Below are 23,609 nucleotides of genomic sequence, written 5' to 3'. Positions count from 1 at the left end.
TCCTCCTAACTTACGCTTCTTGCCCAACTGTTTCATCTTCAATTCCAAGTTCTTGCTTGATCCAGTCATATCCTTCTGCTTCTAAGCGTTGTGCCAGTTCCGGACCGCCTGATTTAACAATACGGCCTTGCATCATAACGTGCACGTAGTCAGGAGTGATATAGTTTAACAAACGTTGATAGTGAGTGATGACTAAGCAGCCGAATTCTTCCCCGCGCATTTCATTGATTCCTTTAGAAACAACCTTTAGCGCATCGATATCTAATCCGGAGTCGATTTCATCCAAGATGGCAATTTTAGGCTGAAGCATCATTAATTGCAAAATTTCATTACGCTTCTTTTCTCCGCCGGAGAAACCTTCGTTTAAGTAACGCTGTGCCATATCCAGATCCATTTCAAGGAATTCCATTTGTTTATCCATTTGACGGATAAATTTCATTAGTGAAATCTCGTTTCCTTCGCCGCGGCGGCTGTTGAGTGCTGAACGTAAAAAGTCAGCATTTGTTACGCCGTTAATCTCGCTTGGATATTGCATTGCTAAGAATAGACCTGCGCGTGCGCGCTCATCTACTTCCATTTCAAGCACGTTTTGGCCATCTAACGTAATGTTTCCGCTAGTGACTTCATATTTTGGGTGACCCATGATTGCCGATGATAACGTGGATTTACCAGTACCGTTCGGCCCCATGATTGCGTGAATTTCGCCACCCTTTATTTCAAGGTTAACACCTTTTAAAATTTCTTTCCCATCAATTTCTACATGTAAATCTTTGATCGTTAAAGTTGATCCAGCCATATCTATACCTCCAAAAAGAAAGTTTTGTATCATCTTGACCAATTAGGTCTATACTTCTATTCTCACTTTATTCTCATTACAATCTTATAACAAATGAAATGTATTAGCAACTCCTAAACAGTAAAAACAAAGTTACTATTTTCATTAAGCAACTTCTAATTGAGAATAAGAGTGTACTTTATGAGAAAATTCAGTCAATAAACCGTTATGTAAATTGGGCCCGTTTAAAATCATACCTCATTTTTTGGACAATTCCAACTGATTTAAAGGTCGAAGTCGTTTCTATTTTTACCCAATTGTCGGGAATCATGTACATGTGAACACCGCTCCAAGTGAAATAGGAAAAGCCAGTGATGGGAATCACTGACTTGTATCTTTCTTCCTATTTAATATATTACTTGGATAATACAACCGCACCTTTGTATTTATCAAGAATGAAATCTTGGATTTCTTTTGAACGAAGCACTTCTACAAGTGTTTTGATTTCTTTTCTGTTTTTATCCTCTGAACGAACAACCACAAGGTTTGCCGGCACAACGTCTTGGCCTTCAAATGCAATTCCGTACTTACCGATGTCAATACCGCCTTCTAATGCATAGTTGGTATTAATAACCACCGCATCCCCTTCACCGCTATCGAAAGAAGAGGCTAATAACTTCGCTTCAATTAAAGTAGAGAAATCAAGGTCCTTTGGATTTTCAACAATATCCTCAACTCTTGCATTGGCGCCAACGCCTTCTTTAAGTTTAATTAATCCTTCTTTTTCAAAAATAGGTAAGATACGTCCATGATCACTTAGTGAATCACTCATAATAATTTTCGCACCTTTTGGAAGGTCTTTTAAGCTTTTATATTTTTTAGAATAAATTCCAATTGGTTCCTTATGGATTTCACCAACGCTAACAAAATCAAAGTCCTTGTTTTCTTTCATTTGAAGGTCTAAATACCCTGGTGTTTGAAAATAGTTTGCATCGAGTTCTTTATCTCTTAAAGCTACGTTTGGCAGGATGTAATCTTGGAAAACTTTGATTTCTAGATCAATGCCTTTTTCTTTTAATAAAGGTTTTGCCGCTTCTAACACTTCCGCATGTGGTACTGCTGATGCACCAACCACTAATTTCTTGCTGTCACCCTTTTTAGCGGTATCATTTTTTTCCCCGCCGCACGCAGTCAGGGCAAACACTGCGAATGCAATGAAAAGAACACTTAGTAATTTTTTCATTAGTAAACTCCTCCTGTTATCGTTTATCTGTTTTATTTGTAAAATAATCTCCAACAAATTGGATAATAAAAACTAGAACTAAAATCGCGATGGTTGCAACTAAAGTCACTAACGGCCTATTGCGCTGAAAACCTTCAAGGTAGGCAAAATGGCCAAGTCCTCCGGCACCAATAACACCAGCCATTGCTGTAAAGCCTACTAGTGATATGGCCGTGACGGTAATCCCAGAAATTAATGCCGGTAAAGATTCCGGTATTAATACTTTAAAAATGATATGACTATGTGTGGCTCCCATCGATTGTGATGCTTCAATCACACCTTTATCGATTTCTCTTAAGGCAATTTCCACCATTCGAGCATAAAAAGGAGCTGCTCCAATAATCAGGGCCGGCAAAGCCGCATTGGCACCAAGCATAGTCCCTAATAATAATTTAGTAAAAGGAATCAATAACACAATTAAAATAATAAACGGGATGGATCTGAAAATATTAACAAACCCGGCAATAATGACATTCACTGTCCGGTTTGCCCAAATATTGCCTTTATCTGTTAAAAACAACAACAGACCTAGCAATAATCCTAAAACAAAGGTAGCAAACACTGAAATGGAAGTCATATAAAGTGTTTCTCGCGTGGCCTCTAATAAATTTTCCCACTTTATCATTTCCATAAAATCAGCCATTACTGATCACCTCCACGCCGACTTGCTGTGAGTGAATATAATCGATGGCTTTCTCTATCTCGGGAGCTTGCCCATCTAAGTGAATGAATAATGTACCGTATGATCCGTTTTGGGTGTGAGAAATTTTCCCTTGTAAAATATTAACGATCACATCATAATCACGAATGATATTTGTGATTAATGGCTGTTCTGCTGCTTCACCGACAAATGAGAGCTGAACCACTTGTCCTCTCGGATAACGTTCGATTAGATGTTCGATTGTTTCTTTCGTTTCTTCAGGTTCCGTCACTTGCTGGACAAATCGTTTCGTAATCGGCTGCTGCGGGTTTTTAAACACATCAAGCACTGATCCAAGCTCAACAACCCTGCCGCTTTCCATTACCGCCACCCGGTGACAGATTTTTCGAATAACATGCATTTCATGGGTAATCAAAACAATGGTTAACCCAAGGCGCTTATTAATATCCACTAACAATTCCAAAATGGAATCGGTTGTTTGCGGATCGAGAGCCGAAGTTGCCTCGTCACAAAGCAATACTTTGGGATTATTGGCGAGTGCTCTGGCAATCCCGACCCGCTGCTTTTGCCCGCCGCTTAATTGTGATGGATAGGCATTTTCTCGGCCTTCCAAGCCAACCAGCTTGATCAGCTCAGCCACTCGTTTTTTTCTTTGATCGCCTTTGACACCGGCGATTTCAAGTGGAAAAGCAATATTCTCGCTCACTGTTCTCGACCACAATAAGTTAAAATGCTGGAAAATCATGCTGATTTCCTGACGGGCTTGTCTAAGTTGAGCACCCTTAATCTTTGAAATCACTCTGCCGGCAACTGTCACGCTCCCATCGGTTGGAAGCTCCAGCCCGTTTAACATGCGGATGAGGGTACTCTTCCCGGCACCGCTATAACCAATCACTCCGAAAATTTCTCCTTCTTGAATTTCAAGGTTGACTTCATCAACTGCCTTCAATTCACCTTGCTTGGAAGGAAAAATCTTACGGACATTTTTTATTGAAATCATTGAATCACCTGCTTCTTATCCTGATTACAAGTTAGTTAAATATAGGGTTTGACTGTTTGGGAAAAAATATTTTAAAAAATAAAAAGCCTCTCTGCATAGGCAGAAAGGCATCACGAACTAAACCTTTCTCCCATCTCCCAAAGCAATTGCTTTGTGTGAATTGGCACCATTTCAATAATTGACGGTTGCCGGGCTTCATCGGGCACATCCCTCCACCTCTCTTGATAAGAGCTTACAGCATTCTATATTCAATTAACACGTTAATATTTCAGTAATTAGATTACGAAAGCTATCGTATCATGGATAAATAGGGGTGTCAACGAATAATTCTTCATATTCGGAAAAATGGATTTAGGTAAATTTAGGCATTAGTCTTCAATGACGATAATCCTGTTGCCGCTTCAATCGCAGATTCAAGATCCTCAATTAAGTCCTCAACATTTTCGATTCCAATCGAAAGACGGATTAAATCCTCTGATACACCCGCAGCCTTTAGTCCTTCCGCATCTAATTGCTGATGCGTCGTACTTGCCGGGTGAATGATCAAGCTTTTTGCATCGCCTACATTGGCCACATGTGCCCAAAGTGATAAGGAATCAATTAGTTTAGCTCCTGATTCTTTACCGCCCTTAATTCCGAAAACGACCATTGAACCAGCACCTTTTGGTAAATATTTTTTCGCTAATTCATAGTCAGGGTGTGATGCATGCCCTGGGTAGGAAACCCAGTCAACTGCTGGATGATTTTCCAAATAATCGACCACTTCTTTCGTATTGGCCACATGCTCCTTCATCCGAACATGAAGGGTTTCAAGTCCAAGCGTAAATTGGAAGGCATTTTGTGGACTTAAGGCAGGTCCAAGGTCACGCAATAATTGCACGCGAGCTTTAATGATGTACGCAATTGCACCGAGTGCTTCAGCATAGACCAAATCATGATAGCTGGAATCCGGAGTGGTGAATCCTGGGAATTTCGATGAATTCCAATCAAACTTACCGCCGTCAACGATGATTCCGCCTGTGGACGTTCCATTCCCTAACAGCCATTTCGTCGCTGAGTGGACGACAATATCTGCACCATACTCAATTGGCCGGCACAGATATGGCGTCGCAAAGGTATTATCAATAATTAACGGTACGCCTGCTTCATGAGCAACCTCCGCTACTTTTTCAATATCGAGGACACGAAGGCTCGGATTACCAATCGTTTCGGCAAAAACGGCCTTTGTTTTTTCCGTAATCGCTGCACGGAAGTTTTCAGGATCATCCCCATCAACAAATTTTACATTGATTCCGTATTTAGGAAGAGTAACGGCAAATAAATTGTAGGTTCCTCCATAAAGGTTTGCGGCAGAAACAATTTCATCCCCTGCTTCAGCAATATTTAAAATCGCAAGCGTAATCGCCGCCATTCCGCTGGCAACGGCAAGTGCGCCGACGCCGCCTTCTAACAATGCAACCCTTTCTTCAAAAACGGTTGTTGTTGGATTGTGAATCCGGGTATATATGTAACCTGGCTCCGCTAAGCTGAATAGGTTCGCTGCGTGCTCAGTATTTTTAAATTGATAGGCGTTGTTTTGATAGATTGGAACCGCACGTGCACCCGTTACCGGATCCGGTGATAATCCTCCATGAACACTTAATGTTTCAAAACGATACTTTTTTTGATTTTCTGCCATTCTTGCTTCCTCCTTTTATTGTTAAATAACAAAACCCCACTTCATAAGAAGAGGGGGCTCTCTCTTCTCATCTCCCAGAGCTTACTTAGCTCTGCTGGATTTAGCACCGTGTCCAAACCGGTTGCCGGGCTTCAAAGGGCCAGTCCCTCCGCCACTCTTGATAAGAATGCTTTATTGAATTGTTTTTATTAATAGAATATTTAAATAATACTTTACATGAAGTTTAATTCCGAGTCAATAGCTTTGTTTAAATTATTTTTGCCAACTGTGCTTTTGTTAAAAAGAAGATTGATTCTAGTAAAAGAATGGTTCTTAATGGTGCCATGATTTCTAGCTGTCCCTGCTGTTCAAGCACGCGCAGCCTTCCCGTCCCTTCAATCAGCTGTGTCATTGCGGTGGGGGAACCGCTAATCACATAATTCCCTTGTTGAAAGTCAGGATTTTTAGTGAAACAGATGCCGCCGCTTTTTATGATCAGCTGTATGCTTTGTTGTTCTTCCCATTGAAGAATGATTTGTACGTCCGCCTGCTGTATCAAGGGAAGAATATGCCCTTGTTCTATTACTTTTACTAGAAATGCTTCTACCGCTTCGATCATTTCCACCACTCCGGTCACTTACTTTTATAATTTCTAATTCAGTAAAAAGTAGTGGAATCCTCTATTAATCACTCGACAATTCTCATCCTATTTCCTCAACATTCCGATCATTTCCTGAGAAATATGTCGTATCTTTATGAAATTTTGGCTGTTGCAGATAGATCTTTTTTAACATAGAAGCCTCTAAATACTAGGAAAAAATAGACCGAACCGATTAGATATAGAGTTGCCGTTATCGTGAAAACATAGGCATAGCCCCAATATGAGCCGTATTTGACAACAACCCCAGTAGAAACCGGCCCCATGAACGCCCACCCTAAATTAAACACCATTTGGTTGACGGAATTCGCGAGGCCCTTCATCGAGTCGTTAACTTTCGACATCATTAACGACATTTGAATCGGATTCCCAGCATTCATTAACGCTTGACGGAACAAGAATCCAAGTGCCGCCAGCCATAAATGTTCTGTAAACGCAGTTAGTAAGAGGAATGGCAGCGATGCCAGCTGCAAATAAACAACCGCCCTTACGTCGCCGACTTTTTTGACCACTTGCGGCCCAATAAACATCGCTAAGGCCGTGGCCGCCTGACCAAGTGAGATGATTAAGCCGATAGATGTGGTGGACGCACGAAAGCGATCAGCAAAATACAGGTTAAGATAAGGTATGACAAGGCCTGCTCCGAAGCCAATCAATAGCTGGGCAATCGCAAATAAAACGATCAACCTCACCCCTTCATTTTTCCAGGAGGCTGAACCGGTCTTTTTTACGGTTGGTTTTGATTTCGGAGGTTCGTTGAATTTCGTAGCTGGGAAGATACCAATTAGATAAATGATAGCACCAATAATCAAAGTGAAACGAATACTATTGATATCACTGACAAAAAAGGAAAATAAGTCCGTTAACGTCCCGCCTAACAGGTTTCCCACAACATTTGCCGCAGTCATAAAGGCGAAATGGAGACTAAATAAATTCACCCTTTGATCCGCCGTCGAATTTTCCGCGAGCCATGGGATGCTAGATACTTGCAGAAAAGCCATTGTCAATCCGCTCGTGAAAGCAAGTCCGATAAGCACTCCTTGTGTGGAAAAAATACTCCGCAAAAGTAATACAGCACCGGAGATCAAAATGCCATAAAAAAACACTTTTTTCCGTCCGTATCGGTCACTTATCAGTCCTGCCGGTACTAAAATAATCGCTGTGGCAAGCGAAGTCATCGCAATGACCTGGCCATTAACCGCCTCTGTGTATCCGAGTTTTCGTATATAAAAATTATAAATTACCATAAAAATACCGAGGCCGATTTGTGTAAAAATATTAGCCATGAAGCTTAACTTGATGTTACGATTATACGTTTTAAATTGCGCCGCCCAGTTATGATAAAAGGCCATTTTGTTTCAGCCCCTTCAATTATTTCGTATCCCTAAGTATCATAATCCAGGAGGTAAGTTTTTGTAAATAAGGAAATTTTAGATTCCTCTAACATTTTTTCATCAAATCACCCTATTTTTGCAGCTGGAAAGCATTGATCAGGTTTTTACTCGCTGCTAGCATTTAACCGGTCTCTTTTACATTGAAAAAGCCAGGCGGCTAGCCTGGCTCAGGTTACTAACATTTAATCAAAAAGCAGACGCAACCCGCATCTGCTTAGTTTAAATGTTGTTTCATTTTTTCAAGCAAGTAGGGTACGGAATGAAACGCATACAGGGTTTCTTTCACCTTGCCTCCTTGAACAATTAACAGGCACGGTACACTTTCAATCGCAAACTCAACCGCTATATCCGGATAAAAGTTCAAGTTCAATTTACCCATTTTAACGGTAACTAACTCCTCCACGATTTGCAGCATTCTAGATGCAAGCTGACAGGTACCGCAGAGTGGTGTATAAAAATAGATTAGCCCGCTTTCCGCATCATCGAGGAAAGCTTCCAGATCATTTCGATTCCATTCATTCATAAATCATTATCCCATTTCTAAAAACTCAGTATGAACATCGATGTTCGCTCCCAGAAGGACGGTCGCCAAGTGGTGCACCGGCGCGGTCGCTACCTCGCGATACATACGATCTATATATAAATGTTCCGCTTGCGGAAACTCCCGTTTAAACCGTTTGCGAAGCTTCTCACCGGCGGCATCGGCATCAACTAGGATATAGACATCCTTATCTTCGAGAAAATCGATCAATTCATCCAATTTGGTATGACTTATCGTCCCATTGGTACAAATGATTTCGACCGGTTCCTTTACGATACTCTTTACCTTATTCTTATCCGATTTTCCTTCGACAATAAGAACTTTGTCAACATACGAATCATACATATCCACATCACCTGTAATAGAAGTTGTTTATGTTAACATATTCTAAAATATTGATTACGTGTGCCCTATTGATTGTGTATGTTAACTATATCACTACTGTCAGTATAAAAGTAGGGTTTTGCTTCTCTAATCAACGCCTACACTTTTTATTTTATGATAGGTTTCCCCATCTTAGTAGAAGAAAAAGTGGTAAATTAAGAGAAAAAGCACCCGCTAAGGTGCTTTTAAAAATTTAATGATTAGTCTTCCTTTGTCATTTCTTCATATTGTTCAGCTGTCATCAGCTTGTCCAACTCGCTAGAATCGGAAAGTTCAACAACAATCATCCAGGCTTTTTCGTATGGTGATTCATTTACGAATTCAGGACTGTCGCTTAGATCTTCATTCACTTCTACCACTTTACCGCTGACTGGTGCATAAAGCTCAGAAACAGTTTTTACAGATTCAACGCTGCCAAATGGCTCGTCAGCTGTTAATTCGTCGCCTACCTCTGGGAGTTCAACGAAAACGATATCTCCTAACTCATGTTGTGCAAAGTCAGTAATCCCAATGCGCACCTTTTCCCCTTCAACTTTTACCCACTCGTGTTCTTCTGAATAACGTAATTCTTTTGGTGTACTCATTAGCTTAAATCCCTCCATTTGTTTTTTCTAAAATCTATCATCGAATAAAATCGATTTCCATTAGTAAAGAGCGGGCTTACTTAAGCCACATTTTTTCATACTCTTCTTCTTTAAAGCCGACTGTAACATGCTCGCCATCCGTTAAAATCGGTCTTTTAATCAACATCCCGTCGGATGCCAGCAAATCAAGGAGTTCATCCTCGGTTGCAGATTTCATTTTATCTTTTATCCCTAATTCACGATATTTTAAACCGCTTGTATTAAAAAATTTCTTTAATTCCAAGCCGCTTTTTTGATAAAACGCCTGCAGCTGTTCGCGTGTCGGGGGCTGTTCAACAATATGTACTTCAGCATAGGAAAGCTGATGGGCATCCAGCCATTTCTTAGCGTTCCGGCAAGTGCCGCACTTTGGATACCAGTAAAAAGTCAGAGACATGGTTTCACCGCCTTTTACTAAAATGTGACCGCATCAATAGAATAGTACCATAACGTTTTTCAAATTCCTAACTAGAGGCCTGAAAAGTTCTCCATAAGAAAAATTCGACTAATTTCGTGAAAATCCTTCTTCCTCTAAGAATTATTTTTCAAAAAGTTCTTCTTTTCTACAATATTTTTTTAAAATATCTGCTGCACATTCAATCTTTCATTTTCAAAAAAATAAAGCCCCCTTCAACAGTGAAGGAAGCCTTGTGCAATTTATACGATATAGCGTTCTGCTTCGATGATTACATCTGCCGCTTCACGTTTTTTCGCAATCACGTTGATTGGTGTGTGGCGCGTAAATTTGCGAAGGGAGGACAGCATCATCCGCAGTGTATCCCCTTGTTCAATCGCTACTAGTGTTTCTTTCGCAGTTGCCTCGACTTCATTGAATGCTTCCTGACAGAAGATTTGCGTATAGAGAAGCTTTTGGCTGCTCTTTTCTAATCCTTCTTTAGCGACTGCCTTTTCTGTACGCAAGACAACGGATTCCATTGCATAGACGTTAGAAGCAATATCCGCAATGTTGGCGAGGATTTCCTGCTCTTTTTCAAGCGCCTTGCCATATTTCTGTGCTGCCAATCCGGCTGCTAATAAACCAATTTTCTTGGCATTTTTCACGAGATATTTTTCTTGAGCAAGCGGCTCATCGCCTGGATCTTCCGGCATTAACATCATTAATTCCTCTTGTAGCGCCATAGCTTTTTGGAACAGCGGCAGTTCCCCTTTGAAAGCTTTCTTCAAGAAGGTGCCTGGCACCAAGAGACGGTTGATTTCATTCGTCCCTTCAAAGATTCTGTTAATTCGGGAATCGCGGTAGGCTCTTTCAATTGGATACTCTTGCATAAATCCGTAACCGCCGTGAATTTGCACGCCTTCATCGACAACGTAATCTAACACTTCGGATGCAAAGAATTTATTAACGGAGCATTCGATGGCATATTCAGCGATTGAATTGGCTACTTTTTTAATATCTTTGGCATCTTCCGTTGAAAGCTGGCCTTGGTGGTCTTCATATAAGCCAACCGTACGATACACAGAGCTTTCCGCCGCGTAAATCTTTGATGCCAATGTTCCAAATTTCTCTTTTGTTAAATTGAACTGAGAAATGGGTGTTTTAAATTGCTGGCGGCCATTTGCATATTTAACGGTCATTTCAAACGCGGTTTTAGAACCGCCGACAGCTCCGACTGCTAATTTATAGCGGCCGATATTTAAAATGTTAAAAGCAATGACGTGGCCGCGGCCGAATTCACCTAATAAATTTCCAACTGGAACCGGCACGTCCTCCAATATAAGTGTCCGTGTGGATGAGCTCTTAATCCCCATCTTCTTCTCTTCCGCGCCAGTAGAAACGCCCTTGAACTCTCTTTCAACGATGAAGGCAGTGAAATGCTCGCCATCCACTTTTGCATAGACAACAAAGACATCGGCAAAGCCGGCATTAGTGATCCATTGCTTCTCACCATTTAGGATATAATGTGTGCCTTCAGCGTTTAATTTCGCTGTTGTTCTAGCACCTAGGGCGTCGGAACCTGAGCCCGGCTCTGTTAATGCATAGGCTGCAAGCTTTTCACCTGAAGCCAGGTCAGGTAAATATTTTTTCTTCTGCTCTTCATTACCGAATAAAACGATTGGCAGCGAGCCGATTCCAACGTGTGCCCCGTGGGAAAGGGAGAAACCGCCGGCTTTTGACATTTTTTCAGTCAGCAGAGAAGACGTGATTTTATCTAAGCCTAAGCCCTCATATTCTTCAGGCACATCTGCCGCTAAAAGACCTAGTTCACCTGCTTTTTTAAGCAGCTTTACCGTGCGGTCGAATTCATGTTTTTCTAAATATTCCACCTGTGGAAGAACATCTTTTTCAACGAAGTCTTCGGCTGTCTTGGCAATCATTAAATGCTCTTCCGTAAAATCCTCCGGTGTTAACATATCTTGATAGGAAATATCTTCGATTAAAAAGCTTCCGCCTTTAATGAACTTTTTTGTTTCGTTTGTCATGGAAAATTCCTCCTAATCATTTTTATTGTAGCAACTCAAATACTCCGGCAGCGCCCATGCCGCCGCCAATACACATGGTAACGACACCAAATTGTTCATTGCGGCGTTTTAATTCGTGAATCAGTGAAAGGGTTAATTTTGCCCCTGTACATCCAAGCGGGTGGCCAAGTGCAATCGCACCGCCATTGACGTTGACGATTTCTTCATTAAGGCCTAATTCCCGAATGACTTGCAGTGATTGAGAAGCAAATGCCTCATTTAATTCAAATAGGTTAATGTCGGAAAGCTCTAAACCGGCAAGCTGTACTGCTTTTGGTATCGCAACAACCGGGCCGACACCCATAATTTCCGGAGGGACGCCGCCAACAGCAAATGATCGGAATTTTGCTAATGGTTTTAAACCAAGGGCTTCAGCTTTTTCACGGTCCATCACCATCACAGCGGCAGCACCGTCACTAGTTTGTGAGGCATTCCCCGCTGTTACCGAACCCGTTACCGAGAAGGCTGGGCGAAGCTTCGCAAGAGTCTGCAGGTTTGTATCCGGACGAACCCCTTCGTCCTGTGAAAATTGAATCGTTTTTTCAACTAATTTATTGTCAGCGCCAACCGAACGAATGGTTACATCGACAGGAACAATTTCATCGACGAATTTGCCTTCCGCAATCGCTTTAGCGGCACGGTGGTGGCTTCGAACAGCAAAGGCATCTTGATCTTCACGGGAGATGCCATACTTTACAGCAACCTGCTCAGCGGTATGACCCATGCCCATATAATATTGCGGTGCGGTTTCAGCCAGTTTAATATTCGGACGGACAACATGGCCCATCATTGGGATCATGCTCATCGATTCCGCTCCTCCGGCAATCGCTGTATCTGTGTGCCCCAGCATAATGCCTTGGGCCGCATAGGCGATCGCTTGTAAACCCGATGAACAGAAACGATTGATGGTGATTGCGGGAACAGTATATGGCAGACCTGCCAGCGCCCCAATATTTCGGGCCACGTTATTTCCTTGTTCTGCTTCCGGCATCGCACAGCCGATGATTAAATCATCAATATTTCCCTCATAATTACCTGCACGCTTTAATGTTTCCTTAACAACTAACGCTCCCAAATCATCGGGGCGAACATGGGCAAGCGTTCCTTTCTTTGCCTTACCAACCGGTGTACGAGCTCCGGCAACGATTACCGCTTCTCTCATGCAAGTTCCCTCGCTTTCTTTCAAATTTTAAAAATACGAATCTATTTTTTCAAAAGGGTCTGACCTATTGCACTAACGCGTGTGTGGCAGAGAGGTCTGCCCAGTTGCATTCATGATTAGTTTCTTAACGGTTTGCCCTTCACAAGCATATGCTGCATCCGCTGCTGTGATTTTGGCTCTGCAATCAAGCTTAGGAATGCCTCTCTTTCTAGATCTAATAAATATTGTTCATCTACTTCAGTTCCAAACGGTACTTTACCGCCGGCAATGACGTAGGCAATCTTTTTGGCAATTTTTATATCATGCTCGGAAATATAGCCGGATAAGCGCATCGCCTCTGCACCAAGGAGTAAGGTCGCATAGCCAGTTTCACCAACGACAGGAACCTTTCTGCGCACTTTTGGCTTATACCCTTGTTCAGATAGGGCAAGGACAGCTTGCTTCGCATCATGAATTAAATGGTCGCTGTTGAAGCTGATGCCATCAGAAGAATCTAAGAAATTAGTTTCCCGCGCTTCTTCAGCGGAGGTAGAAACCTTAGCCATGGCAATCGTTTCAAATACTTTATTAGCAATATTTTGCAAGTCAAATGGAACACCGTTCGGCAGGTTTTCTAAGTGCTTCATATACAGCTCTTTGTTTCCGCCTCCGCCTGGAAGTAAGCCAACGCCGACTTCGACAAGTCCCATATAGGTTTCAGCTGATGCCTGGATATGTGCGGCTGGCAGACAAACCTCTGCGCCGCCACCAAGTGTCATCCCGAACGGAGCCGCGACAACAGGCTTCGAGCTGTATTTCACCTTTAACAAGGCACTGTGCAGGTGGCGGACAATCAAATCAAGTTCATAAATATTGTCGTCCTGCACCTCCATTAACATCATCGCCAGGTTCGCACCGACACAGAAATTTTTTCCTTGGTTGCCGATGACAAGACCTTTATAATTTTTCTCCACTTCATCAACTGCATAATTGATCATCTGCACAATATCAAGACCGATGGCATTGTTTGGTGAATGGAACTCTAACAGGGCAACCCCGTCACCAAGGTCAATTAAGCTTGCGCCGCTGTTCTTTTTAATGACGCCTTTTTGTTTCTTTATTTTTTTAAGATCAATCGCCTTCGGATTGGTTTCTACCAATCGATATTGACCATTATGGTAGTAGAACTGCTCGCCATTTTCTTCTAAGTAGAATGAGGAATTTCCTTTTTCCAGCATTTCCGAAACCCATGCTGGTACTTCTACGCCGGCTTCTTTCATCTTTTTAACCGATTTTTCAACACCTATGGCATCCCATGCTTCGAATGGACCCATTTCCCAGCCAAAGCCCCATTTCATCGCGCGGTCAATCGCCACGATGTTGTCGGCAATTTCACCTAATAGCTGTGCAGAATAAACAAAAGAGGCTGTAAAGGTATTCCATAAAAATTGTCCGGCTTTGTCCCCCGAGTATACAAGCGCTTTCAATTTATTCGCCGTGCCTTTTTCCTGCTTCGCTAACTCGATAGCAGGTGTGATCAGTTTTTTACGCGGGCCGTATTCCAGTGTATTTGGATCCAATTCAAGAATCTCTTTTCCTTTTTTCAAAAAGAAACCTTGACCGGATTTGCTTCCAAGCCAGCCTTTTTCGATCATCGTTTTTAAAAAGGCCGGAACGGCAAACACTTCTTTCTCTTTTCCTTCCACTTGTTCGTACACGTTGCCTGCTACATGATAGAAGGTATCCAAGCCAACGACATCAAGGGTACGAAAGGTGGCACTCTTGGGCCGGCCAATTAACGGGCCGGTTAGCGAATCTACCTCGCCAACACTTAAGCCGGCTTTCAGCATTTCCTGCACCGTGACAAGAAGGCCGTACGTGCCAATCCGGTTGGCAATAAAGTTTGGTGTATCCTTAGCGATGACAACCCCTTTTCCAAGTACATCCTCACCAAATGTTTTCATGAAGGAGAGAACTCCCGGGTCTGTGAATTGGGTTGGAATTACCTCCAATAATTTCAAATAGCGTGGCGGGTTAAAGAAATGGGTGCCCAAGAAATGCTTCTTGAAGTCGTCAGAACGGCCTTCCACCATCGCTTCAACCGAAATCCCCGAAGTGTTGGAACTGATGATACTGCCTTTCTTGCGGTATTGGTCGACCTTCTCAAACACCTGCTTCTTCACGTTTAAGTTTTCGACGACAACTTCAATGACCCAGTCAACGTCTTTTAGCTTAACTAAATCGTCTTCTAGATTCCCCGCTTCAATAAGAGCAAGATTCTTTTTCGCTGCCAGCGGTGCCGGCTTTTGCTTCAATAATTTTTGGATATTTGCTGCACTGATTTGGTTTCGTACTTGTTTGTCAGCTAATGACAGTCCTTTTGCTTCCTCTTCCTTTGTTAACTCCTGTGGCACAATATCCAATAGTAGTGTCGGTATGCCAATATTTGCTAGGTGGGCAGCAATTCCAGAGCCCATGACTCCAGATCCTAGGACAGCCGCTTTTTTTATTAATTGGTTCAACATTGTCTCCCCCTTCAAAACTTGAATGAATGCTCATTCATTTTTTTGTCAAAAAAAATTCACTTTTGAATGAGTTCTGCTACTACTTACTATAAAATATTTTGAATATTTCTGCAATCTATAATTGCGGAAATTTGAAATTTTTTTGAACTTTTATTTTCCGCAAATTAATTCTCTTCGTTGGGCAACCTATTTTTTGAGGTGATAAAGATGGCGAAGATGAAAAAGAATCCTTCCAAAGCAGGCGTCAGTGCCGCCAGTGTGAAGGGCAATGGCGGGCCAGGCAATGAAGAGGCTCACTTGGACAAAAAAAACAGCCAGAATAATCAGTACAAGAGATAGTATTCGTTAGGCTGAGCATTCAGCCTTTCCCTATTTTTGCATAAAAGTTCCTGCATGAGAAACCATAATGTCGTAGAGACAACTTTAAACTAGGAGGGTACACGATGCAGCAGCAAAATATGAATATGCCCAACATGAACATGCAAAATCAGCAAATGAAAATGCAGCAGCCGCCAGGGGTAATTTCAACAAAGGATTCCCTGTATTTAACCGACATGATGTCGTGGAATTTACTTTCTTCGAAGAAAGCCCACTTCTTTGCCCAGCAGTGTCAGGATCCTGAGGTAAAGGCAGCTGCCGTTAAATGCGGTCAAATGCATCAGCAGCATTACCAGAAGCTTCTTCAACACTTAGGTCAGCACGCAAGCCAGCAGCAGCCGTTAAATAATATGCAGTGAGAGGAGAATGTTACAATGAATCAAAATCAGCAAAAGATTCAAAATCCGGAAACGCAAGTACCTAAAACCCCGCAAATGAATGATCGTGATTTCATCAATGATTTACTGACAACTGAAAAATATATGACAACCTCCTATAGCATGGCCATGCACGAGGCCAGCCACCAAGGCCTTTATCAAGACATTATGCAAATTTTCACGGAAACCGAGCAATGCCAGCGCGACCTATATGACTTGATGTTCAGAAAAGGCTGGTATGCAATCGAGGCAGCTGAGCAGCAAAAGCTGCAGCAATCCTATCAGCAGTTCCAAGGATATACCAACCAATTTCCAAGTGGCGGGACATTGCAGTAGGAGAAAAAACCGGAGGAACGTGAGTACTCCGGTTTCTTACTTTTTCATCGATTTCCGATGCTCTTCATTCAGCTGTTTAATTTCCTGAATCATTTGCTTCATTTCTTCCCGTGCCTCAGGGTATAGTGCACTCCAATGATTGATCAAGGCCGGCATCGACTTGGCAATATGGGAATACAACGCCCAAGCCTTCACCTTTTCTTTCACCGCCTCGTCACTTTCCCCCACTAATAGTTCGCTATACTTTTCAAGCAAGGTTTCGAATTGTTCCACAAATACTTTCTCCATCATGACACCTTCCGTCTTTAGCTATATGAGTGCATGGACATGTCTTGCAGCGTTTACCAGCAGGGAGCTGATAGGAAAAACAGCAGGTTTTTCTGATTCTAACCTCTTCTTCCCGTTCATCTAAATAGGTCTTTTCAGAAAAATATTTAACCAGCGGGTTCAGGTTATAGCTGCCGAATAATTGCCCTTCTGCTTCTAAAAGTAAATAGCGGAAGTCGTCTTTCACGTTTGTATTCTCACTATCTTTTAATTCGCTTTCATAAAGCCAAAACAAGTATACTGCAATATTTTCCCACAAAATCAGCCTTGAGATTCCGACTGATTTTTCCAAATGTACGATTATTGGATAGATATTATGTGCAAAAAGATCCTTTAAAACACGATTGCGCCATTCAGAACGACTCTCATTTACACTCCATTCTTGCACAGCGGTATCTTCAAAACAAATAAAAGGCAGCCAATTCTCCCCTTGTTCGGCTGGCTCCATTTTTACATTTTCCAGGGACACATTCAGCTTTTTATTCCAAGCGGTCATCGCATACAAGGATACCACTGCTAAAAAAGCATAACGTTTTATAAAAATAGAAGCCGCTGCTTTTTCATTGGGCGCACCAATTGCAAGGGAAACATTTTTTAAAAAATCTTTGAGAAACGATTGATCTAAGAGCTCAGCTACTTGAAATGATTGGTCCAAGCTGTCAGTGAACCTGTATTTTTTCAATTGCTCACATTCTTGTTCGGTCAACAATTCAGCCATTCATCGCCACCGCCTTATCCAAAATACATCTTCCTTTGCCATATGGGATACAAAGGGGAGTTCCAAATAGCGGATCCATCGTCACTTCACAATCCATCCCAAAAACATTCTTAACAAGGCTGCAATTGACGACATGCTCCGGCTTCCCTTGGGCGTAAACCTTCTTGTCCTTAATCGCAACGACATTATGGGCATAGCGGCAGGCAAGATTGAGGTCGTGCAGGACCATGACAACCGTTCGTTTTTTTATTTCATTTAAGTCAAAAAGCAAATCAAGAATTTCAATTTGATGAGTCATATCCAGGTAGGTAGTTGGTTCGTCTAACAGGATGATATCCGTATCCTGAGCCAACGTCATCGCAATCCAGGCGCGCTGTCTTTGTCCGCCGGAAAGAGAATCGACCGTTCTCTCCTTTAATTCCTCCAACCTTGTTGCTTTCAGCGCATCATTCACCTTTTTCTCGTCTTCCTCCGACCATTGCTTTAACCATGATTGATGGGGGTAGCGCCCTTGCTTCACGAGCTGCAAGACGGTTAACCCTTCTGGTGCGGATGGAGACTGGGGCAGAATCGCCATCTTCTTGGCGATTTCCTTTGTGGAAAGCTTGGCGATTGCTTTTCCTTCCAAAAGCACGCCCCCCGTTTTTGGCTTAAGGAGACGGGCGATTGAACGAAGCAGTGTCGATTTCCCGCAGCCGTTCCCGCCAATAAAAACGGTAATCTCACCCTTTGGAATTTTCAAATCGAGCTCATTTATGATGAGTGTCTCTCCATAGGAAAGGGATAAATTCTTCGTTTCAATCGCAGTCATCTTCTTGCCAGCTCCTTTTCTACTTGTTGTTCCAGGCTATGCGTTTCTTGTTTTAAAGAGTAAGTAAATAAAATACGGTGCGCCAATTCCGGCGGTAAACACACCGGCAGGCACTTCAAGCGGTGAAAACATCGTCCTGCCGATTAAATCAGCAACCATGACGAGGATTCCGCCAAGCAGTGCGGATGTCGGAAGCAGCGCTCCAAAGGATGATCCGACTAACCTCCTCGCCATATGCGGCGCCATTAACCCAACAAAGCCAATCCCCCCGGCAAAAGCAACCGAGCTGCCAATTAACGCAGTGCTGATCATTAATAGGAGAAACCGTTGTTTTTGCACTTTGCCGCCTAAACCGGTGGCAATCTCATCACCAAGCTCTTGAATATTAATAGTTCGTGCCGCCACCATGGCAATGATGAGAAAAATAATCGTCCATGGAACGAGTGTGACGACGTTTTTCCAATTCGAGCCGTACACGGTGCCGGTAATCCAAATATTCGCTTGGCTGGCTTGATAAATGGGTCCCAAAATCATCATGAGTGTCGTTAATGCCTGCATGAGTGTGGATATCCCAATCCCAATCAAGACAAGCCGAATTGGGGAAACACCATTTTTCCAGGCCAGGAAATAGACTAAGAAAGCGACAACCCCTGCGCCTAAGAAGGCAGCTAACGGTAACCAGGCGATGCTGACAGTTAAGGCATTATTTTTATCACTAAAGAATGCTAAAAATCCAACCACTGCGACTGCCGCGCCGCCGGTAATTCCGAGTACATCCGGTGAAGCGAGCGGGTTGCGAATCATTCCTTGTAAAATACCACCCGCGACTGCAAGCGACATTCCTACCATTAAGGCAACGATAATGCGTGGCAGACGAAATGATGTAATAATCAGCTTTTCCATCTCCGGACCGCCGCCGAACAAAACCTTTACCACTGTCAGCGGATCAATTTTCATCTCTCCAATGCCAGTACTCATCACAAATACTGCAAAGGTGACAAGGAGCATGATGGTAAAAATAAAGGCCGCTTTTCGATCGATTAAAAAGGACAGCTTGCCCTTAAACAGACGGAAATTTTTATAGTTGCTCATCGGCCATTGAACCCCCTTCTCGCGATGTAAATAAAGAATGGAGTTCCAATGATGGCCGTCATGACGCCGACAGGTACTTCAGACGGCATTAAAATATATCTTGCGGCGATATCTGCTGCGAGTAACAAGATAGCCCCCAAAACGCCGGATAGCGGTATCACCCAGCGATGATCAATCCCAATGATGGATCTTGTAATGTGGGGAACGACAATCCCGATAAAGCCAATCGGCCCGGCAACCGCAACGGATCCGCCCGCTAATAAAATGACAATGATACCAATAGCCATTTTTATAAGTCCGGTATTCAGCCCAAGTCCTTTCGCCACATCTTCCCCCATGGACAGGATATTCATTTTTCCGGAAATCAGAACGGCACCCACCCAGCCAAGCCCGATATAGGGCAAAACGGACATGAGTGTCTCAAGCTTCCGGCCCTGAACAGACCCTGCGAGCCAAAACAAAACCTGCTCGAGCGCCGCTTCGTCTACTACTAGGAGGCCTTGAGTGAAGGAAGAAAACATTGCGCCAATCGCGGCACCGGCCAATGTGAGTTTCATCGGTGTTAACCCTTCACGGCCAAAGGAACCAATTCCATACACACTGATGGCTGCTACTGCAGCACCAAGAAAGGCAAGACCGTTGAAGGCCTGTAAATCATGGACCGAAAATAAGGTGACGGCAGTGACCACCGCAAAACCCGCCCCGGCATTAATCCCGAAGATTCCCGGTGATGCCAGCGGATTTTTTGTTAATGTTTGCATGAGTACCCCGGCAATCGCGAGACTTGCCCCTACTGCTGACGCAATTAACGCCCGCGGCATTCTCACAGTCTGAATAATAATATGTTCGTTTGAGCCATTATAATTCGTATAGGAATCGATCGCCGTCCGCCAGCTTGTATCTGTATAGCCGAATATCACACTGGCACACATTAACAGAACCATTGCTATGATAGCGATGATTAAACCCATCCATTTGTATGTTGTACTTTTTAACAGCATCTGTTTGAAACCCTTCTACTTCTATTTAGTTGATAGATTTAGTCTATCTCTAATTGATAACTATTGTCAATGAATCTGATAATCATTTTCAATTAGTTATTGACAGCGCCTTCCCTTCATTTTATGATAAGGATGTCATTGAAAATGATTATCAATTACAACACCATACTTTAGGAGGATACATAAAAATGAAATCAATCAAGACCCTGCTCTCTCTTCTTTCCATCATGGCAGTGTTCCTGTTAGCTGCCTGCGGCGGTGGCGAGGAGAAAACAGCTGAAAAGAAGGAAGCACCAAAAACAACGGAAGCAACATCCTATACTGTTGAACATGCAATGGGATCCACTACCATTAAGGGAACCCCAAAAAGAGTCGTCATTCTAACAAATGAAGGAACGGAAGCTCTTTTAGCTATGGGAGTAACGCCTGTTGGAGCCGTTAAATCATTTACTGGTGATCCATGGTATGACCATATTGCTGACAAAATGAAAGACGTAAAAGTAGTTGGTGTCGAAAGTGAAGTAAACGTGGAAGCCATTGCTGCTTTGAAACCTGATTTAATTATTGGTAATAAAATGCGTCAGGAAAAAATTTACGACCAATTAAAGGCGATTGCACCAACCGTATTTGCGGAAACCCTTCGCGGTGATTGGAAGGAAAATTTCAATTTATATGCAAAAGCACTTAATAAAGTTGACAAAGGTAACGAAGTCCTTGAAAAATATGACGCTCGCATTGCTGACATTAAAGAAAAGCTTGGCGATAAAAAGAATATGAAGGTCTCGATGGTTCGTTTTATGGCCGGTGAGGTTCGGATTTATCATAAAGATACCTTCTCCGGTGTGATCTTAAATGACCTTGGCTTTGCCCGTCCGGAAAGTCAAAATGTCGATGATTTTGCTGAAAGAAATGTAACCAAAGAACGGATTCCAGCAATGGAAGGCGATATTCTCTTCTATTTCACTTATGAAACGGGTGACGGCAAAGGTTCTGAATTAGAGAAAGAATGGATTAATGATCCGTTGTTCAAGAACCTTGAGGTAGCTAAGAAAGGTGAAGTTCATAAGGTAAGCGATACGATTTGGAACACAGCAGGAGGCGTACTCGCCGCCAACTTGATGCTTGACGATATTGAAAAGATCTTTTTGAAAAAATAAATATACATGCAGTATGGACCGCCTTTTGATGTTGGGCGGTCTTTTTATATTCCGCGAGTTTGGGATTATTTACGCCAAACCCTTTTTCAAGCAGCAAAAAAAGAGCGAAGTCATCCTCGCTCTTTAAAAAAGGTTCTATGCGGTTGTTGAGAACATGTATTTTTTATAATGGTAGCGGATCGAAAAGATTAAGCCTAGTGCGAGCATGTTGCCCATTAACGCGCTGCCGCCGTAGCTGATAAACGGAAGCGGGATCCCTGTGATTGGCAGGACACCGATCGTCATGCCGATATTTTGGAAGACGTGAAAGGTAATCATGCTGATGACGCCAACACAAATATACGTATAAAAATTATTCTTCGTTTCCATCCCTACCTTTGTAATATGGTAGATCAAAAGGAAAAATAAACTGATTAATACACTTGCGCCAATAAAGCCGTATTCCTCACCGACGACACTGAAAATAAAGTCGGTTTGACTTTCAGGTAAATACACTTCGCGGTTGCCGAACCCTTTGCCGCCTGTTTGCCCGGATCCGATCGCGAGAAGCGATTTCGTCAGTTGATAGGCATCAGTGCCCTGGTAGCTATAAGGGTCGAGCCATGAATAAATCCTGCGGAGCTGATATTCGCCCACTCCCAGATACTTTGCCAAAAATTCAGGATACCAGAGAACGAAATAAAAAACGGTTCCAATCAATATAAGCCCTGAAGAAAATATGGGTACAAGCAATTTCCATGAAATGCCGGAGATAAAAATCATTCCGACTAATATGGCGATAAAGACGAGCGATGTTCCCAAGTCCTGTTTAATGATTAGCACTAATGGGAGCATTGTAATCATACCCATCTTGATTAACAGCCAAAAATCGGTTTGAATCGTCTTGATCACATTTTTTTGATGATGTTGATCGATCGTTCGTGCAAGCGCAAGAATAATAAAGATTTTGACAAACTCCGATGGCTGGATCGTTCCCATTCCGGGAATCTTAAACCAGTTTTTTGCACCGTTGATAACCGGGGCGATACTTGGCGGTGCCACAATCAAAAAACAAAGCAGGAAAATTCCGAATCCGTACGCATACCAAGTGAGCTTCCGTAATTGATCCGAATCGAGCGTCATAACGGCTGCAATAATACCGCCGCCAACGGCATACCAGACAATTTGCTTAATTAAAAAGTTCTCCTTATACTGGCCGCTCGCCTGCGCACTATAAATCGCTAAACAGCTGGCTAAGAACAATAATAATAATATGAAGACAAGACTATAATCGAGTTTGGTCGTTGAGTTGTTGTTTGAGGACATTTAGGTTCCACCTTACTAAAAACTTGTACATTCCTCCATTATATTTTTAAAAACAACAAATCTCAACTTATAACCCGTCAATGGTTTAATTTACATACTAAAATAGAGACGCCGCACTTCTCCTGCCATCCATTCTAAATTATTGGGCACCTGTGGAATGCCGTATCCGATATATAGCGGAGTGGTGACAAATCGGGAAACAATTTTCGCATAGATTTTATCGTCAATATGATGGAAAAACACATTGTAGCTCGAGGCTTTGAATGGAAAGTGATTCAGAATATAGTGGACAGCTATTTGCAGGTATTCCGCAAACTTTTCCTTGTAGCCGGAATCCTCCATTTCCACATTAAATTCATAAAACCCCACGCGGGGCTTCGTCGATAAAGTGAACCGTGCACCCTCTGCCTCCGCAATAACGATTCCCTCAAACATTTCATGGGTTACTTTTTCCTTATAATCAATGTCATGTAACCCGACAATCTGCATATGCGGATGGGCAAGTGTTCCGCCCGACAACGGCCCATGATTTTTGAAAAAAATAACCGATTGAAAGCCGCCGCTGTCCTCCATCTCTAACCAATGCTGCAGACCGAATCGAATCAAGCTATGTAGATGGTCTTTTGAGTAGGTGGATAAATCGGCATGGCAATCGTCCGTTTCGATCAACACCGTTTGATAGGCATTTTCCAATACAGGGTATTTATTTTTCAAAAGAATAATCGGACCGTCGACGGCGATGAGGTCTGTCAGCTGGTCTCGTTCGCAAAACGGACAGGCCTGCGCTTTATTTCGAATATTTTCCGGCTTCTTTACACCAATTGCCGTATTAAAATGCAGATGTTTAGTATTCAAACAGGTTTCTCCTCTCCAAAAGGCTTTATTCCTATTTTATGGGAGGATACCGCTAGTTTGCACTTAATTTGTTTGAGTACTTGAACTTTTCATGAAATCGTTGCCGTGAGCATATCTTTAAAATGTACAG

25 protein-coding genes and 2 riboswitches are annotated in these 23,609 nt (G+C 42.6%); of the genes, 4 read left to right on the top strand and 21 right to left on the bottom strand.

From position 1 onward, the window contains the following. Positions 1-10 precede the first annotated feature (10 nt). The 14 genes from sufC to ACO1D1_RS10200 all read right to left on the bottom strand — a co-directional run bounded on the left by sufC (position 11) and on the right by ACO1D1_RS10200 (position 15,122). Positions 11-796, bottom strand: a complete 786-nt coding sequence (sufC, locus tag ACO1D1_RS10265) for a Fe-S cluster assembly ATPase SufC (protein WP_423335866.1) — start codon at positions 794-796, stop codon at positions 11-13. 394 nt (positions 797-1,190) lie between these two features. Next, positions 1,191-2,018: a MetQ/NlpA family ABC transporter substrate-binding protein gene (locus tag ACO1D1_RS10260; protein WP_423335865.1), complete on the bottom strand. Its 828-nt coding sequence runs from the start codon at positions 2,016-2,018 to the stop codon at positions 1,191-1,193. A gap of 16 nt (positions 2,019-2,034) precedes the next feature. Continuing rightward, complete coding sequence (locus tag ACO1D1_RS10255; RefSeq protein ID WP_423335864.1) at positions 2,035-2,700, bottom strand: methionine ABC transporter permease; 666 nt, start codon at positions 2,698-2,700, stop codon at positions 2,035-2,037. Further along, positions 2,693-3,718: a methionine ABC transporter ATP-binding protein gene (locus ACO1D1_RS10250; protein ID WP_149871489.1), complete on the bottom strand. Its 1,026-nt coding sequence runs from the start codon at positions 3,716-3,718 to the stop codon at positions 2,693-2,695. The genes ACO1D1_RS10255 and ACO1D1_RS10250 overlap by 8 nt, the downstream gene beginning before the upstream one ends. 127 nt (positions 3,719-3,845) lie before the next feature. Further along, positions 3,846-3,949: riboswitch (SAM riboswitch) on the bottom strand. 130 nt (positions 3,950-4,079) lie between these two features. Further along, positions 4,080-5,396 (bottom strand): O-acetylhomoserine aminocarboxypropyltransferase/cysteine synthase family protein, encoded by a 1,317-nt coding sequence (locus ACO1D1_RS10245; protein ID WP_423335863.1) that lies wholly within the window; start codon positions 5,394-5,396, stop codon positions 4,080-4,082. Positions 5,397-5,460: 64 nt separating this feature from the next. Beyond that, positions 5,461-5,563: riboswitch (SAM riboswitch) on the bottom strand. Between the two features lie 80 nt (positions 5,564-5,643). Continuing rightward, positions 5,644-5,994 (bottom strand): hypothetical protein, encoded by a 351-nt coding sequence (locus ACO1D1_RS10240; RefSeq protein ID WP_423335862.1) that lies wholly within the window; start codon positions 5,992-5,994, stop codon positions 5,644-5,646. A 134-nt stretch (positions 5,995-6,128) separates the two neighbouring features. Continuing rightward, a complete protein-coding gene (locus tag ACO1D1_RS10235) occupies positions 6,129-7,385 on the bottom strand; it encodes an MFS transporter (RefSeq protein ID WP_423335861.1) in 1,257 nt (418 codons plus the stop codon). Between the two features lie 256 nt (positions 7,386-7,641). Beyond that, positions 7,642-7,950: a thioredoxin family protein gene (locus tag ACO1D1_RS10230; RefSeq protein WP_423335860.1), complete on the bottom strand. Its 309-nt coding sequence runs from the start codon at positions 7,948-7,950 to the stop codon at positions 7,642-7,644. Positions 7,951-7,956: 6 nt separating this feature from the next. After that, on the bottom strand, positions 7,957-8,313 hold the full coding sequence (locus ACO1D1_RS10225; protein ID WP_423335859.1) for a toprim domain-containing protein: 357 nt from the start codon (positions 8,311-8,313) through the stop codon (positions 7,957-7,959). A 239-nt stretch (positions 8,314-8,552) separates the two neighbouring features. Then, positions 8,553-8,936 (bottom strand): glycine cleavage system protein GcvH, encoded by a 384-nt coding sequence (gcvH, locus tag ACO1D1_RS10220; RefSeq protein WP_149871495.1) that lies wholly within the window; start codon positions 8,934-8,936, stop codon positions 8,553-8,555. Positions 8,937-9,012: 76 nt separating this feature from the next. Beyond that, entirely contained in the window at positions 9,013-9,372 is a 360-nt protein-coding gene (locus ACO1D1_RS10215; RefSeq protein ID WP_423335858.1) for an arsenate reductase family protein, read from the bottom strand. Between the two features lie 260 nt (positions 9,373-9,632). Next, positions 9,633-11,417: an acyl-CoA dehydrogenase family protein gene (locus tag ACO1D1_RS10210; RefSeq protein WP_423335857.1), complete on the bottom strand. Its 1,785-nt coding sequence runs from the start codon at positions 11,415-11,417 to the stop codon at positions 9,633-9,635. Positions 11,418-11,439: 22 nt separating this feature from the next. Next, the gene (locus ACO1D1_RS10205) at positions 11,440-12,618 is read right to left on the bottom strand and encodes an acetyl-CoA C-acetyltransferase (protein ID WP_423335856.1); all 1,179 of its coding nucleotides are present in this window, start codon (positions 12,616-12,618) and stop codon (positions 11,440-11,442) included. A gap of 116 nt (positions 12,619-12,734) precedes the next feature. Then, on the bottom strand, positions 12,735-15,122 hold the full coding sequence (locus tag ACO1D1_RS10200) for a 3-hydroxyacyl-CoA dehydrogenase NAD-binding domain-containing protein (protein ID WP_423335855.1): 2,388 nt from the start codon (positions 15,120-15,122) through the stop codon (positions 12,735-12,737). Positions 15,123-15,329: 207 nt separating this feature from the next. Between ACO1D1_RS10200 and ACO1D1_RS10195 the strand changes: the two genes are divergently transcribed. The 3 genes from ACO1D1_RS10195 to ACO1D1_RS10185 all read left to right on the top strand — a co-directional run bounded on the left by ACO1D1_RS10195 (position 15,330) and on the right by ACO1D1_RS10185 (position 16,213). After that, complete coding sequence (locus ACO1D1_RS10195) at positions 15,330-15,461, top strand: YuzL family protein (protein ID WP_149871499.1); 132 nt, start codon at positions 15,330-15,332, stop codon at positions 15,459-15,461. Positions 15,462-15,565: 104 nt separating this feature from the next. Then, a complete protein-coding gene (locus ACO1D1_RS10190) occupies positions 15,566-15,859 on the top strand; it encodes a hypothetical protein (RefSeq protein WP_149871500.1) in 294 nt (97 codons plus the stop codon). A gap of 15 nt (positions 15,860-15,874) precedes the next feature. Next, complete coding sequence (locus tag ACO1D1_RS10185; protein WP_149871501.1) at positions 15,875-16,213, top strand: spore coat protein; 339 nt, start codon at positions 15,875-15,877, stop codon at positions 16,211-16,213. A 36-nt stretch (positions 16,214-16,249) separates the two neighbouring features. Here ACO1D1_RS10185 and ACO1D1_RS10180 read toward each other — a convergent pair whose 3' ends face one another. The 5 genes from ACO1D1_RS10180 to ACO1D1_RS10160 are packed head-to-tail and all read right to left on the bottom strand — an operon-like array spanning position 16,250 to position 20,162. Further along, positions 16,250-16,501 carry a DUF2573 family protein gene (locus ACO1D1_RS10180; protein ID WP_423335913.1) on the bottom strand — a complete coding sequence of 84 codons (252 nt, stop codon included), beginning with the start codon at positions 16,499-16,501 and terminating at the stop codon, positions 16,250-16,252. Next, a complete protein-coding gene (fhuF, locus tag ACO1D1_RS10175) occupies positions 16,461-17,258 on the bottom strand; it encodes a siderophore-iron reductase FhuF (RefSeq protein ID WP_423335854.1) in 798 nt (265 codons plus the stop codon). Before fhuF ends, ACO1D1_RS10180 begins: the two co-directional genes overlap by 41 nt. Further along, positions 17,251-18,069, bottom strand: coding sequence for an ABC transporter ATP-binding protein (locus ACO1D1_RS10170; protein ID WP_423335853.1), 819 nt, complete (start codon positions 18,067-18,069; stop codon positions 17,251-17,253). Before ACO1D1_RS10170 ends, fhuF begins: the two co-directional genes overlap by 8 nt. 36 nt (positions 18,070-18,105) lie before the next feature. Continuing rightward, positions 18,106-19,161, bottom strand: a complete 1,056-nt coding sequence (locus tag ACO1D1_RS10165; RefSeq protein ID WP_423335852.1) for a FecCD family ABC transporter permease — start codon at positions 19,159-19,161, stop codon at positions 18,106-18,108. Next, positions 19,158-20,162: a FecCD family ABC transporter permease gene (locus tag ACO1D1_RS10160; RefSeq protein ID WP_423335851.1), complete on the bottom strand. Its 1,005-nt coding sequence runs from the start codon at positions 20,160-20,162 to the stop codon at positions 19,158-19,160. Before ACO1D1_RS10160 ends, ACO1D1_RS10165 begins: the two co-directional genes overlap by 4 nt. A 188-nt stretch (positions 20,163-20,350) precedes the next feature. Here ACO1D1_RS10160 and ACO1D1_RS10155 point away from each other — a divergent pair, with 188 nt between their 5' ends. Continuing rightward, positions 20,351-21,319: an ABC transporter substrate-binding protein gene (locus ACO1D1_RS10155; protein ID WP_423335850.1), complete on the top strand. Its 969-nt coding sequence runs from the start codon at positions 20,351-20,353 to the stop codon at positions 21,317-21,319. A 135-nt stretch (positions 21,320-21,454) separates the two neighbouring features. Here ACO1D1_RS10155 and ACO1D1_RS10150 read toward each other — a convergent pair whose 3' ends face one another. After that, positions 21,455-22,624 (bottom strand): FtsW/RodA/SpoVE family cell cycle protein, encoded by a 1,170-nt coding sequence (locus ACO1D1_RS10150; protein WP_423335849.1) that lies wholly within the window; start codon positions 22,622-22,624, stop codon positions 21,455-21,457. 90 nt (positions 22,625-22,714) lie between these two features. Continuing rightward, complete coding sequence (locus ACO1D1_RS10145) at positions 22,715-23,479, bottom strand: DUF4931 domain-containing protein (RefSeq protein WP_423335848.1); 765 nt, start codon at positions 23,477-23,479, stop codon at positions 22,715-22,717. Positions 23,480-23,609 lie beyond the last annotated feature (130 nt).

The organism is Neobacillus sp. 19 (assembly GCF_049463095.1).
Lineage (GTDB): Bacteria > Bacillota > Bacilli > Bacillales > Cytobacillaceae > Neobacillus.
This window is presented reverse-complemented; position numbering and strand designations above follow the sequence as displayed.

Coding starts and splice junctions, on each gene's coding strand:
- ACO1D1_RS10195 (WP_149871499.1), top strand. CDS start 15,330: ATGGCGAAGATGAAAAAGAATCCTTCCAAAGCAGGCGTCAGTGCCGCC.
- ACO1D1_RS10185 (WP_149871501.1), top strand. CDS start 15,875: ATGAATCAAAATCAGCAAAAGATTCAAAATCCGGAAACGCAAGTACCT.
- gcvH (WP_149871495.1), bottom strand. CDS start 8,936: ATGAGTACACCAAAAGAATTACGTTATTCAGAAGAACACGAGTGGGTA.
- ACO1D1_RS10190 (WP_149871500.1), top strand. CDS start 15,566: ATGCAGCAGCAAAATATGAATATGCCCAACATGAACATGCAAAATCAG.
- ACO1D1_RS10245 (WP_423335863.1), bottom strand. CDS start 5,396: ATGGCAGAAAATCAAAAAAAGTATCGTTTTGAAACATTAAGTGTTCAT.
- ACO1D1_RS10200 (WP_423335855.1), bottom strand. CDS start 15,122: ATGTTGAACCAATTAATAAAAAAAGCGGCTGTCCTAGGATCTGGAGTC.
- ACO1D1_RS10235 (WP_423335861.1), bottom strand. CDS start 7,385: ATGGCCTTTTATCATAACTGGGCGGCGCAATTTAAAACGTATAATCGT.
- ACO1D1_RS10255 (WP_423335864.1), bottom strand. CDS start 2,700: ATGGCTGATTTTATGGAAATGATAAAGTGGGAAAATTTATTAGAGGCC.
- fhuF (WP_423335854.1), bottom strand. CDS start 17,258: ATGGCTGAATTGTTGACCGAACAAGAATGTGAGCAATTGAAAAAATAC.
- ACO1D1_RS10155 (WP_423335850.1), top strand. CDS start 20,351: ATGAAATCAATCAAGACCCTGCTCTCTCTTCTTTCCATCATGGCAGTG.
- ACO1D1_RS10170 (WP_423335853.1), bottom strand. CDS start 18,069: ATGACTGCGATTGAAACGAAGAATTTATCCCTTTCCTATGGAGAGACA.
- ACO1D1_RS10150 (WP_423335849.1), bottom strand. CDS start 22,624: ATGTCCTCAAACAACAACTCAACGACCAAACTCGATTATAGTCTTGTC.
- ACO1D1_RS10250 (WP_149871489.1), bottom strand. CDS start 3,718: ATGATTTCAATAAAAAATGTCCGTAAGATTTTTCCTTCCAAGCAAGGT.
- ACO1D1_RS10260 (WP_423335865.1), bottom strand. CDS start 2,018: ATGAAAAAATTACTAAGTGTTCTTTTCATTGCATTCGCAGTGTTTGCC.
- sufC (WP_423335866.1), bottom strand. CDS start 796: ATGGCTGGATCAACTTTAACGATCAAAGATTTACATGTAGAAATTGAT.
- ACO1D1_RS10205 (WP_423335856.1), bottom strand. CDS start 12,618: ATGAGAGAAGCGGTAATCGTTGCCGGAGCTCGTACACCGGTTGGTAAG.
- ACO1D1_RS10180 (WP_423335913.1), bottom strand. CDS start 16,501: ATGGAGAAAGTATTTGTGGAACAATTCGAAACCTTGCTTGAAAAGTAT.
- ACO1D1_RS10240 (WP_423335862.1), bottom strand. CDS start 5,994: ATGATCGAAGCGGTAGAAGCATTTCTAGTAAAAGTAATAGAACAAGGG.
- ACO1D1_RS10225 (WP_423335859.1), bottom strand. CDS start 8,313: ATGTATGATTCGTATGTTGACAAAGTTCTTATTGTCGAAGGAAAATCG.
- ACO1D1_RS10165 (WP_423335852.1), bottom strand. CDS start 19,161: ATGAGCAACTATAAAAATTTCCGTCTGTTTAAGGGCAAGCTGTCCTTT.
- ACO1D1_RS10160 (WP_423335851.1), bottom strand. CDS start 20,162: ATGCTGTTAAAAAGTACAACATACAAATGGATGGGTTTAATCATCGCT.
- ACO1D1_RS10215 (WP_423335858.1), bottom strand. CDS start 9,372: ATGTCTCTGACTTTTTACTGGTATCCAAAGTGCGGCACTTGCCGGAAC.
- ACO1D1_RS10230 (WP_423335860.1), bottom strand. CDS start 7,950: ATGAATGAATGGAATCGAAATGATCTGGAAGCTTTCCTCGATGATGCG.
- ACO1D1_RS10210 (WP_423335857.1), bottom strand. CDS start 11,417: ATGACAAACGAAACAAAAAAGTTCATTAAAGGCGGAAGCTTTTTAATC.